At 66.7% G+C, this 14,949-nt stretch carries 17 protein-coding genes and 3 pseudogenes; 12 read left to right on the top strand and 8 right to left on the bottom strand.

All coding sequences use genetic code 11. The features are described 5' to 3' along the window. Positions 1-35 precede the first annotated feature (35 nt). Positions 36-899 carry a glutathione-dependent disulfide-bond oxidoreductase gene (gene yghU / locus BU124_RS12055; protein WP_084863831.1) on the top strand — a complete coding sequence of 288 codons (864 nt, stop codon included), beginning with the start codon at positions 36-38 and terminating at the stop codon, positions 897-899. Between the two features lie 32 nt (positions 900-931). Here yghU and BU124_RS12050 read toward each other — a convergent pair whose 3' ends face one another. Beyond that, entirely contained in the window at positions 932-1,378 is a 447-nt protein-coding gene (locus BU124_RS12050) for a YtoQ family protein (RefSeq protein ID WP_084863830.1), read from the bottom strand. A 39-nt stretch (positions 1,379-1,417) separates the two neighbouring features. Beyond that, positions 1,418-2,050, bottom strand: a complete 633-nt coding sequence (locus tag BU124_RS12045; protein WP_084863829.1) for a class I SAM-dependent methyltransferase — start codon at positions 2,048-2,050, stop codon at positions 1,418-1,420. A gap of 86 nt (positions 2,051-2,136) precedes the next feature. Here BU124_RS12045 and BU124_RS12040 point away from each other — a divergent pair, with 86 nt between their 5' ends. Continuing rightward, entirely contained in the window at positions 2,137-3,024 is an 888-nt protein-coding gene (locus tag BU124_RS12040; RefSeq protein WP_084863828.1) for a LysR family transcriptional regulator, read from the top strand. On the opposite strand, the gene pheT is transcribed toward BU124_RS12040, so the two are convergent. Beyond that, entirely contained in the window at positions 3,021-5,420 is a 2,400-nt protein-coding gene (gene pheT, locus BU124_RS12035) for a phenylalanine--tRNA ligase subunit beta (protein ID WP_084863827.1), read from the bottom strand. The two genes, BU124_RS12040 and pheT, sit on opposite strands and share 4 nt — an antisense overlap. Before the next feature lie 466 nt (positions 5,421-5,886). Here pheT and BU124_RS12030 point away from each other — a divergent pair, with 466 nt between their 5' ends. The 4 genes and pseudogenes from BU124_RS12030 (at position 5,887) to BU124_RS15075 (ending at position 9,369) form a co-directional block, all read left to right on the top strand. Then, entirely contained in the window at positions 5,887-6,900 is a 1,014-nt protein-coding gene (locus tag BU124_RS12030; RefSeq protein ID WP_084863826.1) for a low temperature requirement protein A, read from the top strand. 295 nt (positions 6,901-7,195) lie between these two features. Next, positions 7,196-8,104, top strand: coding sequence for a pirin family protein (locus BU124_RS12025; protein ID WP_084863825.1), 909 nt, complete (start codon positions 7,196-7,198; stop codon positions 8,102-8,104). A 68-nt stretch (positions 8,105-8,172) separates the two neighbouring features. Continuing rightward, a pseudogene (locus BU124_RS15080) lies at positions 8,173-8,943 on the top strand (low temperature requirement protein A). Between the two features lie 30 nt (positions 8,944-8,973). Then, entirely contained in the window at positions 8,974-9,369 is a 396-nt protein-coding gene (locus BU124_RS15075) for a signal peptidase complex subunit 2 (protein WP_245831689.1), read from the top strand. Positions 9,370-9,522: 153 nt separating this feature from the next. Here BU124_RS15075 and BU124_RS12015 read toward each other — a convergent pair whose 3' ends face one another. Both BU124_RS12015 and BU124_RS12010 read right to left on the bottom strand, forming a co-directional pair. Next, positions 9,523-9,897, bottom strand: a complete 375-nt coding sequence (locus tag BU124_RS12015; protein WP_084863824.1) for a hypothetical protein — start codon at positions 9,895-9,897, stop codon at positions 9,523-9,525. 95 nt (positions 9,898-9,992) lie between these two features. Then, positions 9,993-10,565, bottom strand: a complete 573-nt coding sequence (locus BU124_RS12010) for a TetR/AcrR family transcriptional regulator (RefSeq protein ID WP_084863823.1) — start codon at positions 10,563-10,565, stop codon at positions 9,993-9,995. 275 nt (positions 10,566-10,840) lie between these two features. Here BU124_RS12010 and BU124_RS12005 point away from each other — a divergent pair, with 275 nt between their 5' ends. Continuing rightward, positions 10,841-11,320, top strand: coding sequence for a hypothetical protein (locus BU124_RS12005; RefSeq protein WP_084863822.1), 480 nt, complete (start codon positions 10,841-10,843; stop codon positions 11,318-11,320). Further along, entirely contained in the window at positions 11,295-11,498 is a 204-nt protein-coding gene (locus tag BU124_RS14610) for a DUF2306 domain-containing protein (RefSeq protein WP_143529978.1), read from the top strand. The genes BU124_RS12005 and BU124_RS14610 overlap by 26 nt, the downstream gene beginning before the upstream one ends. Before the next feature lie 137 nt (positions 11,499-11,635). Here BU124_RS14610 and BU124_RS12000 read toward each other — a convergent pair whose 3' ends face one another. Both BU124_RS12000 and BU124_RS11995 read right to left on the bottom strand, forming a co-directional pair. Continuing rightward, positions 11,636-12,280: a VOC family protein gene (locus tag BU124_RS12000; RefSeq protein ID WP_084863821.1), complete on the bottom strand. Its 645-nt coding sequence runs from the start codon at positions 12,278-12,280 to the stop codon at positions 11,636-11,638. Between the two features lie 57 nt (positions 12,281-12,337). After that, the gene (locus tag BU124_RS11995) at positions 12,338-12,967 is read right to left on the bottom strand and encodes a TetR/AcrR family transcriptional regulator (RefSeq protein WP_084863820.1); all 630 of its coding nucleotides are present in this window, start codon (positions 12,965-12,967) and stop codon (positions 12,338-12,340) included. A 96-nt stretch (positions 12,968-13,063) separates the two neighbouring features. On the opposite strand from BU124_RS11995, the gene BU124_RS14820 reads away from it, so the two are divergent. The 3 genes and pseudogenes from BU124_RS14820 to BU124_RS15070 form a co-directional block, all read left to right on the top strand. Then, the gene (locus BU124_RS14820) at positions 13,064-13,480 is read left to right on the top strand and encodes a hypothetical protein (RefSeq protein ID WP_179141914.1); all 417 of its coding nucleotides are present in this window, start codon (positions 13,064-13,066) and stop codon (positions 13,478-13,480) included. Between the two features lie 38 nt (positions 13,481-13,518). Beyond that, positions 13,519-13,986: an anthrone oxygenase family protein gene (locus BU124_RS14815; RefSeq protein WP_179141913.1), complete on the top strand. Its 468-nt coding sequence runs from the start codon at positions 13,519-13,521 to the stop codon at positions 13,984-13,986. Positions 13,987-14,202: 216 nt separating this feature from the next. Beyond that, positions 14,203-14,460: pseudogene (locus BU124_RS15070) on the top strand (EamA family transporter); the annotation flags it as partial. On the opposite strand, the gene BU124_RS15065 reads toward BU124_RS15070, so the two are convergent. After that, positions 14,358-14,642 (bottom strand): hypothetical protein, encoded by a 285-nt coding sequence (locus BU124_RS15065; RefSeq protein WP_245831694.1) that lies wholly within the window; start codon positions 14,640-14,642, stop codon positions 14,358-14,360. The pseudogene BU124_RS15070 and the gene BU124_RS15065 sit on opposite strands and share 103 nt — an antisense overlap. A 71-nt stretch (positions 14,643-14,713) precedes the next feature. Here BU124_RS15065 and BU124_RS15060 point away from each other — a divergent pair. After that, a pseudogene (locus tag BU124_RS15060) lies at positions 14,714-14,949 on the top strand (EamA family transporter); the annotation flags it as partial.

Raw genomic sequence — 14,949 nt, 5'->3', positions numbered from 1 at the left:
ACGTTTGCGGCAACATCGAATTGACAGGAGTCCCGATGACCGACACCTACACCCCGCCCCGCGTCTGGACTTGGGAGGGCGATAGCGGCGGACGCTTCGCCAGCATCAATCGCCCCGTCGCCGGCCCGACCCATGACAAGGAGCTGCCGGTCGGCAAGCATCCCTACCAGCTCTACTCGCTGGCCACGCCCAACGGCGTCAAGGTCACCGTCCTGTTCGAGGAATTGCTGGCCGCCGGCCACGCCGGGGCCGAATACGATGCCTGGCTGATCAACATCGGCGAGGGCGACCAGTTCGGATCGGGCTTTGCCGGGATCAACCCGAATTCCAAGATCCCGGCGCTGGTGGATCACACCGGGCCGGAACCGCTGCGCGTCTTCGAGAGCGGCTCGATCCTGATTCACCTAGCCGAGACCTTCGGAGCCTTCCTGCCCGCGCGCGGCCCGGCCCGGGTCGAGGTTATGAACTGGCTGATGTGGCAGATGGGCAGCGCGCCCTATGTCGGCGGCGGCTTCGGCCACTTCTATGCCTACGCCCCCGAAAAGATGGAATATCCCATCAACCGCTTCACAATGGAGACCAAGCGCCAGCTTGACGTTCTCAACCGCGAGCTTGCCGACAAGGCTTTCATTGCCGGCGCCGACTACACCATCGCCGACATGGCCATCTGGGCCTGGTACGGGCAACTCGTGCTGGGCCGGATGTATGACGCCGCCGAATTCCTCGACGTGGACAGCTACGAGCACGTCATGCGCTGGGCCAAGGCGATCGACGCGCGCCCGGCGGTGCAGCGCGGCCGCATGGTCAACCGGCCCTTCGGCGATCCCGCGATGCAACTGCACGAACGCCACGACGCCAGCGATTTCGACACGAAAACGCAGGACAAGATCGGCGCCTGAGCGCTGCGCGGGCGCGGCAGCCCCGCGCCCGCCTACCCGGGCAGTTGGCCGGTCAGGACATAGCGCAGGATCTGCACCACCTGCGCCGGCTCGCGCGCCACGGCGAGGGCGGCGGCGTCCACCTCCTTGAGGGCATGGTCATGCTCGGGCTGTTGCAGCACGATCAGCGACTTGCCCAGCGCCGCCGCCTGACCCGCATCAAATGCGGCGTTCCATTGCTTGTATTTCTCGCCGAAACGCACGACCACCACATCGGCATCGGCCAAGCCCTTGCGGGTGCGGATAGCGTTGAGCATCGCCCCCTTGTGATCGTGCCAGTACTTGTCGTCCTCTGCCCCGAGGATCGCAACGCCGCAATCGTCGGACGCGCCGTGATCCGTCACCGGGCCGTCGAAACGGATATCCAGCCCCGCGGCCCCCTCGGTGATCTGGTCGCGCCAGTCGGTGTGTATCTCGCCGGACAGGTAAACCCTGAGCATGCCTTCCCCCTTTAATGATCTGGCGGGGTGATAGCAGCCCTAACGCTTGCGCGCCACGATATAGCGGCTCATCGCCGGGCCGGTGCTGGTCTCGACCAGGTCAAAGCCCGCGGACTCGATGGTCCGCTCCAGGCCGGCAAAACTGAAGGACCGCACATAGGGCGCAAGCCGGACCGCGCGCATCATCGGGATCATCGCGCGAAAGGCTAAGCGGCGCAGCCCGATCGAGGGCTCGGCCAGGCACCCGGTCTTGGAGATGAACCAGCCCCCGGCGGGCAGGCTGCGCTGGGCGGCCGCGATGACACGCTCGGCGTCGGGCAGAAGGTGCAACAGGTTGAGCGCCAGGATGGCGTCGACCGGCCCCGCCGCGGCGATGCCATCTTCGGCCCGGGCGGCGGCGAACGAAACTGTCTCGACGGCGTCCCGGTCGGCCTTGTCCCGGGCGATGCGGATCATTTCCGGCGAAATGTCGGTGCCGTGATACTGCGCCACGGACCCGGCCAGCAGCAACGCGGTGGACCCGGTGCCGCAGCCCAGCTCCAGCACCCGATCCGTGGGCTTCAGATAGGCGCGGGTCCGATCCAGCGTGTATTCGTAGGCCGCCATGTCCTTGATCGGCGCGGCGGCGTATTTCCGGGCGGCACGGTCCCAGAAGCGGGCTGGATCAGTCATGTCGGTCTCTCCTTTGAAAGCTGTGATACCGGCGAATGGATCCGACGGGAATTGACGAAAATGGAAGTCTATCTATACACAAATGCATGAATTACCAGGCACCACCTGACTGGAACCGCCTGCGCGCGTTTCTCGCCACGGCCGAGGCCGGCTCGCTTTCGGGGGCGGCCAAGGTGCTGGGGTTGACGCAGCCAACGCTGAGCCGCCAAGTCTCGGCCCTTGAAAACCAGTTGTCACTTCTGCTGTTCGAGCGGGTCGGTCGCGGCCTTGAACTCACTGACGCGGGCCGCGAGCTTCTGGCGCATGTCCGCGAAATGGGCGCGGCGGCGGACCGGCTGACCGTCAGCGCCATCGGCCAGCAATCCGGCATCTCGGGCCGGGTCAGCATCTCGGCCAGCGATATCCTGTCGCATACCCTCTTGCCCGGCGTCGTGGCGGAGCTGCGCCGGCGCGCGCCGCAACTGGCCATCGAGGTGGTGGCGACCAACCAGCTCTCCGACCTGCTGCGACGCGAGGCCGATATCGCGATCCGCCATGTCCGCCCGGAACAGCCGAACCTGGTGGCACGGCGGGTGCGCGAGGGGCACGGCCTGTTCTACGCCGCCTCCGACTATCTTGCCCGCAAGGGTCGGCCCGCCACGCCCGAGGCCATGGCCGCGCTCGACTGGGTGGCCTTTGGCGACCCGGCCCTGATGTGCGGCCATATCCGCGCCATGGGCGTTCCCGTGTCACCCGAAAGTTTCGTCGTGCACTCGGAGAACGGGATCGTCGCCTGGGAAATGGTCTGCAGCGGCATGGGGGTTTGCCCCATGGACGCCAGCATCGCCGCGCAGGAGCCGCGGGTCGAACCGGTCCTGCCCGAGGTACTGTCGGTCGATTTCCCGGTCTGGCTGGTCACCCACCGGGAAATCCACAACAGCCCGCGCATAAGGCTGGTGTTCGACCACCTGGCCGAGGTGCTGGCGCGGGTCTAGCCGCGCAACGCGCCGCCCGTGGCCGTCTGAACCTTTTCGACGATGCGGGCGCTGACGGCCTCGATGTCCTTTTCGGTCAGGGTCTTTTCCTCGGGTTGCATCCGCACGGTGATGGCCAGAGACTTCTTGTCCGCGCCCAGCGACCCGCCGATGAATTCGTCGAAGACCCGGACATCCTCGATCAGCGCCTTGTCGGCCCCGGCGGCGGCATTGACCAGCGTCAGCGCCTCGACCCCCGTATCGACCACGAAGGCGAAGTCGCGTTCGACGGGCTGCAGGTCGGGCACGTGCAGCGCCCCGCGGCTGGCCTGCGCCTTGCGCGGCAACGGGATTTCGGCCGGCCAGAGGGTAAAGCCCACGGCCGGGCCTTTCACGTCCAACGCGCGCAGCACCTTGGGGTGCAATTCGCCGAAGACCCCCAGCACCTTTTTCGGCCCGAGGCAGATCATGCCGTGCCGGCCCGGGTGCCACCAGCCCTCGGCCCCGCGCAGGATCTGAACCTTGGCCGGCGCGCCCATGGCCGCCAGCACCGCCTCAGCATCGGCCTTGGCGTCGTAGATGTCCACCGGGCGCGAGGCGCCGTGCACGTCCTTGGGCGTGGTGCGCCCGACCAGCAGGCCGGTGACAAGGGTTTGCTGTTCGCCCGGCTCGCCGCCGTGGAAGGCATCGCCCACCTCGAACAGGGCCATGTCGGGCATGCCGCGCGCCTGGTTGCGGGCAGCGGCCTGCAAAAGTCCGGGCAGCAGCGCGGGGCGCATGTGCGACATTTCCGACGAGATCGGGTTTTCCAGCCTGGTCGCATCATCGCCACCGCCGAAGAGCGTGGCCGCCGCCTTGTCGATGAAGCTGTAGGTGACGCATTCGTTATAGCCCAGCGCCGCCGTGGTGCGCCGGGCCATCTGTTCGCGCTTCTGCATGGGGGTCAGCACCGGCGCGGGCACCCCGGCGCGCGGGCGCGGCATCGGTGTGCCCTGCAATTTCGTCAGCGAGGCGATGCGCGCGACCTCTTCGACGAGGTCGGCCTCGCCTTGCACATCCGGGCGCCAACTGGGCACATGGGCCATGTCGCCGTCGAGCGTGAAGCCCAGCGCCGTCAGCGTTTCGCGCTGCGTCTCGGCCGGAATGTCCATCCCAACGAGCGAGGAACACCGCGCGGTGTCCAGCTTGTAGGCGCGCGCGACATCCGGCACATCGCCCGCCTGCACCACCTCGGAGGCCTCGCCGCCGGCGTGATCGACGATCATCCGTACCGCGTGTTCCAGCCCCTCGTGGGTGAAAACAGGGTCGATCCCGCGCTCGAAGCGATAGCGCGCGTCGGAATTGATCTTCATCGCGCGGCCCGTGTGGGCCGTGGTGACCGGGTCGAAATAGGCGGCCTCGACGAAGACGTTCACCGTCGCGTCACCGCAGCCCGTGCGCAGGCCGCCCATCACGCCGGCGATGCTTTCGGGGCCTTGCGCGTCGGCGATCACGGTCGCGCCCGCGGGAAAGGTATAGTCCTTCTCGTCCAGCCCGGTCAGGGTCTCGCCGCCTTCGGCGCGATACAGGCGCAGGGCGCTGCCCGCGATCCTGTCGGCGTCGAAGACGTGCAGCGGGCGGTTCAGATCGTACGTGAACCAGTTGGTCACATCGACGAGGAAGGAAATCGGCCGCAGCCCGATCGCCGCCAGGCGCTGTTGCAGCCAGCCGGGACTGGGGCCGTTCGTCACGCCCCGGATCAGCCGGCCGAAAAAGACCGGCGCCTGGTCACGCGTGTCGTCGTCGATGGACACGGACACCGGGCAGGGAAACGCGGTCGGAACCGGATCGACCGACAGCGGCTTGAGCCGGCCCAGCCCCCGCGCCGCCAGGTCGCGGGCGATGCCGCGCACGCCCAGCGCGTCGGGCCGGTTCGGGGTGATGGCGATCTCGATGACCGGGTCGACCTTCGCGGGGTCGTGCGCCGCCAGCCAGTCGGTGAATTTCTGGCCCACCTCTCCCGAGGGAAGTTCGATGATCCCGTCGTGTTCGTCGCTCAGTTCCAGTTCGCGTTCCGAAGCCATCATGCCGTGGCTTTCCACACCGCGGATCTTGCCCACCGACAGGGTCGTGTCGATCCCGGGCACGTAGTCGCCCGGCTTGGCCAGCACCACGGTTATGCCCGCTCGGGCATTGGGGGCGCCGCAGATGATCTGCCGCTCGCCCGTGTCGGTCTCGACGGTGCAGACGCGCAGGCGGTCGGCGTCCGGGTGCGGCTCGGCAGATTTGACCCGCGCCAGGGTGAAGGGCGCCAGCCGCTCGGCGGGGTCCTCGACGCCCTCGACCTCGAGCCCGAGATCGGTCAGCGCCGCGCAAATCTCCGCGACGGGGGCGGTCGTTTCGAGATGTTCCTTCAACCAGGACAGCGTGAATTTCATGGGGTCCCCGAGGGCGTGGTGGCAGATTGTGCGCGGTGTAGCGCATCCCCCCGTCGGGGAAAAGCGCCCCGTTTGGCGGCGCAGCACGACAGGTCGCGCTTTCCCCACCGGGCAGTGCCTTGGGGCGTCACGACCCAGCCTTCCGGCGCAGGTGACGAGTGGTCGTATGGCTGCGCGGAAAAATGACTTGCGACTGCAAGCCGCCAGACAGGTCATTGCCACTATTTGTTTTTAAAGAAACCGCAACGGCGTGGGAAAACTGCCTGCACATTCAAGAGGATCCATACCTGTTATTGACAAACCATAGAACAAAGCGAAACCATTAAGGTGACAGCCATGCGATCTGCCCAGGGATTGCCCCGCTTCGCGCCCCGCGACAGCCAAGACGCCGTGCGCGGGGTGACGCCGTTGGAGCTAATGTTCGACCTGGCAGCCGTCGTCGCCATCGGGGGCGACGGCCGGGCAACTGTCCGAGGGGGTCGCCTCCGGCGAGATCGGCACGGCCCTAACGGGGTTTCTGTGCAGCTTCTTCATGATCTGGTGGGCGTGGATGAACTATACTTGGTTCGCCTCGGCCCATGACGATGGCTCTGCTGCGTTCCGAATCCTGACCATGGTTATGATGTTCGGCGCACTCATGCTGGCGGCGGGGATCAACGACGTATTTTCCGGCGAGCCGTTCTGGCTGGCGCTGGCAGGCTTCATTCTCATGCGCATGGTGCTGGTCGTGTTCTGGCTAGGGGCCGCGCGGGGCGACCCGGAGCGCCGTGCGACGGCTGTGCGATACTCGGGCGGGATCACGGTGGCACAGCTCTACTGGATCGCGCTGGTCATCGTGATTCCGCCGGGATCGCAAGCCTACCTGCCGCTCTTTGCGGCCGGGGCGACGCTGGAACTCGCGGTACCGGCCGTCGCGGAGCGGAAGGGCGCGACGGCCTGGCACCGGGCCCATATCGTCGCGCGTTATGGCCGGCTGACACTGATCGTGCTCGGCCAATGCTTCATCGCCATCGTGGCGGCTTTGCAAGACATGGCCGACACCGGGGATGCCGGGCGCCTGTGGCAGGCGGTCCTTTTCGCCTTGATCGCGTTCTCGCTCTGGAGCCTCTACTTCGCGGACGAGGCGCATCTCGCCGAGACGCGGCTGGCGCGGGCGCTGCAATGGGGTTACGGCCATGGCGCGGTCTTCGCCGCCGCGGCGCTGGTGGGCAGCGGGATGCGCGTGGTGTTGAGCGCGCAAGGCCAGGCGAGCACCGCCGCGCTGCTGATCGGACTTTCGGCCGCTGCCTTCGTCGCGTCACTCTGGCTGATCCGCGACGCCGCGAGTCTCCGGGGGCGGGCCGGATTGATCCTGCCGGTCTCGGCCGCATTGCTGGTCGCGGGGTGCTGGGGCCCGGTTCCCGCGCTCGAATGGATCGCCGCGATCCTGGTTCTCACAGCCATCGCGCGGCGCCAGGTCTTGCAGCGCCGCGCGGCGTGAGTGACGATCAGCCGAAGGTTGTTCAGGCCTTTCCCTGTTCGATCAGCTCGACCCGCGTCGGGACATATCCGTTGCAGCACCTTGCGGCAGCGGTCGGAGGTCGGGCGGGGTCATTTCGGGCTCCCGACTCCGGCAGGACCGAATGGACCGCACTCGCTCGTCCACAAGGGGTGGCGCGCCCGAAACCCGGTGTTCGATCGAAACGAACGCCTCCGCTGTGGCGGTGCGGCTTCACAGCACCTACCATGGCGCGTGAAAGGAGACGCTCACGAGCTGGAATCCCGCGCTTGCCCCCGTGTGCCCCGACGAGGTCGGGGTGGACGCCATCGAGACCCTTGTCGTGCCCCGCGCCCGCGACATCGGCGGCTTCGAGGTGCGCCGCGCCCTGCCGGCCCCAAAGCGGCAGATGGTGGGGCCGTTCATCTTCTTCGACCAGGCCGGGCCGGCGGATTTCCTGACAGGGCAGGGCATCGACGTGCGCCCGCATCCTCATATCGGGCTGGGCACCGTCACCTACCTCTACCGCGGCGATTTCCACCACCGCGACAGCCTCGGGACCGACCAGATCATCCGCCCCGGCGCGGTGAACTGGATGGTCGCGGGCCGCGGCGTCACGCATTCGGAACGCACCAGCAGCCTGGCCCGCACCGGCCCCCATTCGCTCTACGGTATCCAGACCTGGATCGCCCTGCCCGAAAACCGCGAGGACATGCCCCCGGATTTTGAGCACCACGCCGCCGACACCCTGCCGGAATTCGAGGATGGCGGCGTCAGCGCCCGCCTCATCCTCGGGTCGGCCTACGGGCGCGCGGCCCCGGCAACGCTGCATTCCGAGACCTTCTACCTTGATGTCACGCTCGACGCCGACGCACTCTTCCCGCTGCCCGACGACCACGAGGATCGCGGGCTCTACGTCACCGAGGGGGCGGTCAGCATCGCCGGCCAGACCTATGAGGCCGGCCGCATGATGGTCTTTCGCCCCGGCGACCGCATCGCCGTGAAGGCCGGACCGCAAGGCGCGCGCCTCATGGCCCTCGGCGGCGCCACCCTGAACGGGCCGCGCTACATCTGGTGGAATTTCGTTTCGTCCAGCCGCGAGAAGATCGAGCATGCCAAGCGTGAATGGAAGGCGGCCAACTGGGGCCAGGGCCAGTTCGACCTGCCCGAGGGCGACCGGGACGCGTTTATCCCGCTGCCAGGATGATGCCGCGGCAAGGTGGTGGTCTAGGCCGCGCCGAATGACCCTGACCGTCAAGTTTGAAAGGAAAGCACATGACGTCGCGCGATGTCCCGATCTGGCGCAAGCCGCAGCACCACCTGGACCTGGAGAAGCCCGGCAACCACGTGCACTGGGTCGAGCTGTTCTTCGACCTCGTCTACGTGGTGACCATCTTCCAGCTCGGCAACTTCTTGTCGCATCACCTCGACCCGGCCGGGTTCCTGGTCTTCACCGGGCTGTTTCTCGCCGTCTTCTTCGCCTGGGCCGACAGCTCGGCCTACAATTCGCTTTATGTGTCCACCGACATTCCGCACCGCGCAGTCATGGCGGTGCAGATCGTCACAATGATGGTCATCGCCGCCGCCATCCCGGCGGTAACCGCAAGGGGGGGGTGGCCGTTCTTCGCCGTGGGATACGCCCTGAACCGCGCCCTGACCGCGTGGCTCTACTGGCGCGCGCGATCGGTCGGTGCCGAGACCTCCTCGCTGGCCTACGAGTAGGGGCGGAATTTCTTCGTCTTCGCTGCGGTCTTCGCCCTTTGCGCGGTCCTGCCCCGCCCGCTGGCCTACTGGGTCTTCGGCGCAGGGGTCGTCGCCATCCAGCTGCAATACATGTTGCCGAGGATCGGCACGCTGCGCTTCGAGCGCTTCCTGCCGCGGCTCGATCATCTCTCCGAGCGGTTCGCGCTGCTGATGCTGATCCTGATCGGCGAGGGTTTCTTCAAGATCGTCGTCACCCTTTCGGACAAGGGCATCTCCAAGGTCGGTGCCGGGACCCTGTTCAACGTCGTGATGGGCGGGCTGTCACTCTTCGCGCTGGCCTGAGCCTATTTCGACAGCGCCGGCAACGCGCGGGTGCGGGGGCGCACGATACAACTGCTCCTTGGCTACTGGTTCGCCCACATCATCCTGATGTGGAGCGCGCTGCTGATCGCCGTGGCGCTCGCCGGTGAGGTCTATGTCGGGCTTCTGGCCCCGTTCCCCGCCGACTACGGCGTGATCGGCTGCATCGGCCTCGCCGTGTTCCTCGCGGCGCTGTGGTGGTTGCAGACGCTGGTCGAGGGTCGGGAGATCACCCGCGGATATCATCACGGCCGCCTGCGCCTGTTCGGTATCGCGATGGCATTTGTAACGCTCATTGTGCATCCCGTCGTGCCGTCGATCATCGGGAACCTGCTGTGGGGCACCGGCCTGTTTTCCCAGATCGGCTGGCCGCTATACCTCGCGGTGCGCGCGCGGCACAGTGTTTAGGGCGGTCCCGCCAACGCACCGGCCACCTGCTGCAACAGTGGACTGGACCGAATGGCAGGCTTGACGGCGCTGCGCAACGCCTTGAGGGGGAACGAGAGGTTGCAAGGGGCCGCTTGTAGTCCCGACAAGACCGGCCTGTGCTCTTGATAGAACCTAGTCGCGCCCGTTGGCTCCGACGATCATTCGCCAGCCGCCGACACCGCAAAGCACCCCGCCGCCGAGCGCGATTCCGAGGCCGATCATCGGCGCATGCACCGCCGACAGCGCCGCGCCGCCGCCGGACGCCATCATGCCAACGACAAGAGCCACCACCCAAGCGTCGGAGCGCTCAGGCTCGCGACCCCCGGCGTGCTCCCTCTGACGTTGCACCATTCGTACCACTGCAAAAACCAGAAGCGTCACCGCACCCACGAGGATCAGGAATCCGAGAAGCGGCCATGTCGAGCTGAAGGCCGTTCCGATGGCCACAAGTGACGCGCCGACCGCGACCAGCGGCATGAGATCGGTATCGCCATCGTCCTTTTTCATGTGGGTCCTTTGACATACGCCTGGACCGAGTCGCAATTCCACTCCAACCCTGAACGGCGGTATCGTCAGGGCAAAAGGCCCGCACCGCTAACCGATCAGGCGCGCCACAGGTGGTCCTGCACCACGGGCCCGATCTTTGCGATGATCTCGTCTTGCGTCATGCCGACCACAGGTGGCAGCTTGAGGATGTAGCGGCAGAGCGCCAGCCCGAAGAGCTGGCTGACGATCAGGCCCGCGCGGGCGTCGGCGTCATCGGCTTTGGTCAGGCCCGCGACGGTCGGCGCGACCTGCTTTGCGAAGACCGCGTGGATCTTGTCGGTCGCATCCTGGTTGGAGGCGGCCGAGCGCAACAGTATCGGCAGGCCGATCGCGCTCCGCTCGCCCTCCCACTGGTTCAGGAAGTGCGCGACGAGGGCGGTGCCAGCCGCGTCGCGCGGGATCGTGTCCGGGTCCGGCAGCTTGAGATCGATCACGACGGCCGCCGCGAACAACCCCTCTTTTGATCCGAAATACCGCATGATCATGGCCGGGTCGATCGGCACGTCTCGGGCGATTTGGCGCACCGAGGCGCCATCATACCCCCTCTCGTAGAACTGCCTTTGCGCGGCCTCGAGGATGGCCTGGCGGGTCGTCTCGGATTTCGGGGGCGTCTTGTCCGTGCGGCTCATATAGATATTTTGCCAACACTCGTTGACTTTTGCAACCGCCTCCTTCAGGAATGAAAAGTCAGCATCTGTTGACATTTTACAACGGGCGGCGGACCTCACGACCTGAAAGGAGCTTGCCATGACACCCGGGCCCAATGTCGTCCGCCACCATTCTCGGCATGGTCCATGCGTCCCGATGATCGCGGTCCGTGTCCGGGACCCTCTGACCCTGTCACTGCAGACGACCTGATCGCCCGCCCCCGTACCAATCGTCATTCAGCAAAAGGACCACTCCCATGCCAAAAATCCTTCTCGCCCCTATCGCCGGGCTCGTGGCCTTCACGCTCGCCAATATCGTGAGCAACCTGCTCTTCTTCCAACTCGGCGCACCCATCTTGTTCGACCCGGACATCCAGTCCGCCAAGGTCATTGATGTGCTCTTCGAGATGGCGCCACGCCCGCTGATGTTCGAGAACGGACCGCTCTACATGGCCTACGGCTTCGCTGTCGGCGCGGTCCACGGGCTGGTTTTCATGATGATCGAACCCGCCCTGGGACGGACCCGTCTGCAGCGCGGGTTGCGCTTCGCCGTGGTGCTCTGGGCGCTCATGGCCGTCTATTTCGAGTTTCACACGCCCTTCAACATGTTCCGCGAACCGCTCGCCCTCGTGGCACTCGAACTTTTCTTCTGGATTTTCGTCGTCCTCGCGGAAGGCCTTGCCCTCTCGTTCGTCTACGAAAGGAGCCGCCATGACCTGGCAACCGCTGTGGAATGACGGGCTGATCATTTCCACCCATGCCCTCGCGGCCCTGGTCGCGAGGGGTGCCGGCACCCTGCAGGTCGCGATGCCGAAAGGCACGACGGGGCATCTGCTGCTTCAATTCGTTTGGGTATGCCACAGACATTTGCCAGATCGTCGCACCGACAGCCTCGAGCCTGTTCAAGGGCGATGAGTGGACACCGCTGTCTGCGCTCGGCGTGGCCCTCGCCGGTCTCGGGAATATCGTCATGTTCCGGAGATGAGCGGCAACCGCCGTCCCGCGGCCCGGAAGGCGCGTTCTGATCGCTCGACACCGCCTGCTGCGGCGGATCAGAGGATCCGCAGTTCATTTGTTTCGCCGGTTATTTGCTCCGCCTGCAAGCTCAGGCGCCAGCCGCCCGCGTCGCCGTGCACCAGACGAATCCCGAGGTCATCGGCCACGTCGCGAAATGCGGCGCCCGGTCGCCAATCCGGTGGGCAGACAAGCGTTATCCGGCGGATGGCCCGGTAACCGGCTGCATGTTGAAGATTGTTTCGCGCCTCTGCCGTCCGGTCCGACGGCCCGTCTTGCCCCGGAGATTCGAACAGCATCGGGCCCGTGGGATCGTCGCTTTCGAGCGCGACGGGTATTTGGCGTCCCGCGGGCAGATAGGGCGGCCGGTAAGGCCAGGTCGGAAAGGCCGGCGCCGCCTGCGCCGAGGCCCGGCGCCACGCGATCCCGATCGGGCAGGTTCCTAGTTCACGCCACCGGGACCTCTCGCGCAACCCCGTGCGCGCGATGTCCGGCGCGCGCGCCGCGGCGGCGTCTTTGAGCACGAGGAATTCGAGGAAGGCGTTGTCGAAACAATAGCAGATGTTCGACGTGCCCTGCCCGGGATGCCGCCGGCGGTAGGTCTCCGTCAGGCCGAGCGCCCGGCCCGCCTGCTCGGCATCCGTCAGGCTGTCATGGAACATGAAGACATGATCGAGAAACACCGCGCCATTCCCCTGTTGCCGTCGTGCAAACGAAACCGCCCGCGCGCGCGTCACCCATCACCCCGGCCGGGCGGTCACCTCGGACCCGGCCGCGGGGGGCAGGACGATCTGCCTTGCCCGCTCGGCGCGACGCGCGATCTCGGTCTCGTCCGGGGGCGGCGCCACGCCGATCACGCGCCGGATCTGGAGATCCCCGATGAGCAGGCTGATGTAGAGCTCGGCCGCCTCCGAGGGCGTGCGGCCCCCCAGACGGCCGGCCGCGGCGGCGCCGGCGAACAGACGCTCGAGCAACGGTACGATATGCTCGCGCCCCGACGCCGCGATCGTCCGGCCGAGCGTGCCGGTATCGGTCGAGTCGGCGGCCGCCGCCCGGTTCAGCGCGATCGCGCGCTCCGAGGTCACCAGCCGCAGGAGGGCCGGGCCGAGCCGCGACAGCGCCGTGTCCGGGTCGCCGTCGCCGCCCGGATACTCTTGCAGGATCTCCGCGGCCGTGCGGGCATTCTCCTCCACCATCGCCCGGAACAGCCCCGGCTTGGAGCCGAACCAGCTGTAGAGCGTCTCGTTGGAGGCGCGCGCCCGCTTGGCGACGGCCAGCATCGAGGTGCCGGCATATCCTTTCTCGGCCAGAACGGCATAGGCCGCCTCGATGATCTGCCGGCGCCGCTCGGATTTCGCGTCGTCCTTCATCTGATTTCCTCGCGGGGTTTACGACAACCGTAATAGTATGTACGGATATGTCAATGCCGTACACTATATTACGGATCAGCAGAAAGGAGATACGCCATGACATGTTCAAACCACACACCCGCACCCCGCCCGGACCGGGCCGCGCTGGCCACCCTCGTCATCCTGCAGGGCCTGATGCTGGCGGCGCTCTACACCGGGACGCCGCCGCATCCGCCGCAGGACATCTTCCTCTTCGCGCTCGGCCCGTTCCTCTCGGCGGCCATCGCGCTCGGCGTGGCGGCTATAATGCTCGACGGGCTGGAAACATCCTGGGGGCGCGGGCTCACGCTGGCGGCCGTCGGCGCGGCGCTGGTGTCCTTCGGGCCGCAGAAATGGTTCGCGGCGAGTTTCGGGGACATCTGGCCGGCCGTCGGCATTGCGCAGATCTGCTGTGCCGTTCTGATCGGCAAGCTTGTCGGACCGGTGCTGCCCAAGCGGGCGGACGACCCCGCCAATGCGAGGAACGCGGGATAACGCGCGCCCTCGCCCGGCCCGCGACGCTGGTCTCGCTTGTGCTCACGGGCGGGATCGCCGGGTTCTTCTATGCCTATTCCGTCTCCGTGATGCCGGGGCTCGATCGAATCGGTGCACCGGCCGCGATGGAGGCGATGCAGGGCATCAACGCGGCGGTCCGCAACCCGGTCTTCTTCGTCACCTTCTTCCTGACCCCGGTGGTGACCCTGCTGGCCGCCGCGATCACATTCAAGACCGGCGCCCGTGTCGCCGCGGTCGCGCTGGCGCTCGCGGCGCTGGTCCATGTCGGCGGGGCTGTCGGGCCCACGGCCGCTGTCAACGTGCCCTTGAACGAGGCGCTTGCCGGGCTCCGACCGCGCTCCGCGGCCAGCCCCGGCGCGCGCTGGACGGACTACGCCCAGCCATGGACGATCTGGAACCACATCCGAACCCTGGCGTCCACGATCAGCCTCGTGCTGGTCGGCTGGGCGCTGGCCGCCATGGGCCCGATGTCGGGTCGTCAATGATCATTGGATATTTAAGCTGGTCGCCCTCCACATCACGGCGTCGCTACTTACCGGGGTGTTCACCCCGGTCCCCGGGCGGACCATGCACGCGGTTCTCTTCGTGCCTGAGGGTCATTCGCGGGGCAGGAGTTGCCAATGAACACACCCGTGCTTTTCAGCGTCACCGTTCTCATATAGGGGACCACCTGGATCGCCATTGCCGCGCAGGTCGGCGAGGTGCCGGTCGCGGTCTCGATCTTCTACCGTTTCGCGCTCGCCGGGTTCCTGATGCTCGCCGCGCTTTTCGCCTTGGGGCGGCTCAGGAAGCAACCGGTGTGGCGGTTCGTGGTCATCCAGGCGCTCTGCCTATTCAGCCTCAACTTCGTCGGGCTCTACACCGCCACCGCAACGATCTCCTCAGGTCTGGTCGCGGTGATCTTCTCGCTGGCGTCGATCTTCAACGCGATCAACGCGCGGGTCTTCTTCGGCGACCGCATCAGCCCGCGGACCGTTGCCGCGGGCGGGCTCGGCGTCGCGGGGCTCGTTCTCCTCTTCTGGCACGATCTCGCAATCTCGTTCGATCCGGCGGCGCTGCGCGGGGTCGGCTGGGCCGTCCTCGGAACGATGTTCTTTTCGTGGGGCAACATGGTGTCCCGGCGCAACGCGATGCTGGGCATCACGCCGGTGACGGCAAACGCAATGGGGTACGGGGATCGGGGCGCTCGGCCTTCTCGGTATCCTCGCCGCAATGGGGCAGCCGCTCGCGCTCCCGACGGGCGGGCTCTACTGGGGCGCGCTTGTCTATCTTTCGGTCGTGGGCTCCATCGGTGGCTTCACCGCCTACCTCGTGCTGGTGGGCCGGATCGGGTCGGTCGGGGCCGGCTATGCCACCGTCCTTTTCCCAATTGTTGCACTGTTCTTATTGAGCCTGTTCGAGGGGTATGAGTGGACTCCGCTGTCCATGCTTGGCGTGGCGCTCGGGAG

This window comes from Salibaculum halophilum, from assembly GCF_002094885.1.
Taxonomy (GTDB): Bacteria; Pseudomonadota; Alphaproteobacteria; order Rhodobacterales; family Rhodobacteraceae; genus Salibaculum; species Salibaculum halophilum.
The sequence above is the reverse complement of the archived record's forward strand: the minus strand, read 5'-3'. Positions and strand labels throughout refer to the sequence as shown.

Coding starts and splice junctions, on each gene's coding strand:
- BU124_RS12010 (WP_084863823.1), bottom strand. CDS start 10,565: ATGAGCCGCACGGACAAGACGCCCCCGAAATCCGAGACGACCCGCCAG.
- BU124_RS15065 (WP_245831694.1), bottom strand. CDS start 14,642: ATGCCCAGCATCGCGTTGCGCCGGGACACCATGTTGCCCCACGAAAAG.
- BU124_RS12040 (WP_084863828.1), top strand. CDS start 2,137: ATGAATTACCAGGCACCACCTGACTGGAACCGCCTGCGCGCGTTTCTC.
- BU124_RS12005 (WP_084863822.1), top strand. CDS start 10,841: ATGCCAAAAATCCTTCTCGCCCCTATCGCCGGGCTCGTGGCCTTCACG.
- BU124_RS12050 (WP_084863830.1), bottom strand. CDS start 1,378: ATGCTCAGGGTTTACCTGTCCGGCGAGATACACACCGACTGGCGCGAC.
- yghU (WP_084863831.1), top strand. CDS start 36: ATGACCGACACCTACACCCCGCCCCGCGTCTGGACTTGGGAGGGCGAT.
- BU124_RS14610 (WP_143529978.1), top strand. CDS start 11,295: ATGACCTGGCAACCGCTGTGGAATGACGGGCTGATCATTTCCACCCAT.
- BU124_RS14820 (WP_179141914.1), top strand. CDS start 13,064: ATGACATGTTCAAACCACACACCCGCACCCCGCCCGGACCGGGCCGCG.
- BU124_RS11995 (WP_084863820.1), bottom strand. CDS start 12,967: ATGAAGGACGACGCGAAATCCGAGCGGCGCCGGCAGATCATCGAGGCG.
- BU124_RS12015 (WP_084863824.1), bottom strand. CDS start 9,897: ATGAAAAAGGACGATGGCGATACCGATCTCATGCCGCTGGTCGCGGTC.
- pheT (WP_084863827.1), bottom strand. CDS start 5,420: ATGAAATTCACGCTGTCCTGGTTGAAGGAACATCTCGAAACGACCGCC.
- BU124_RS12045 (WP_084863829.1), bottom strand. CDS start 2,050: ATGACTGATCCAGCCCGCTTCTGGGACCGTGCCGCCCGGAAATACGCC.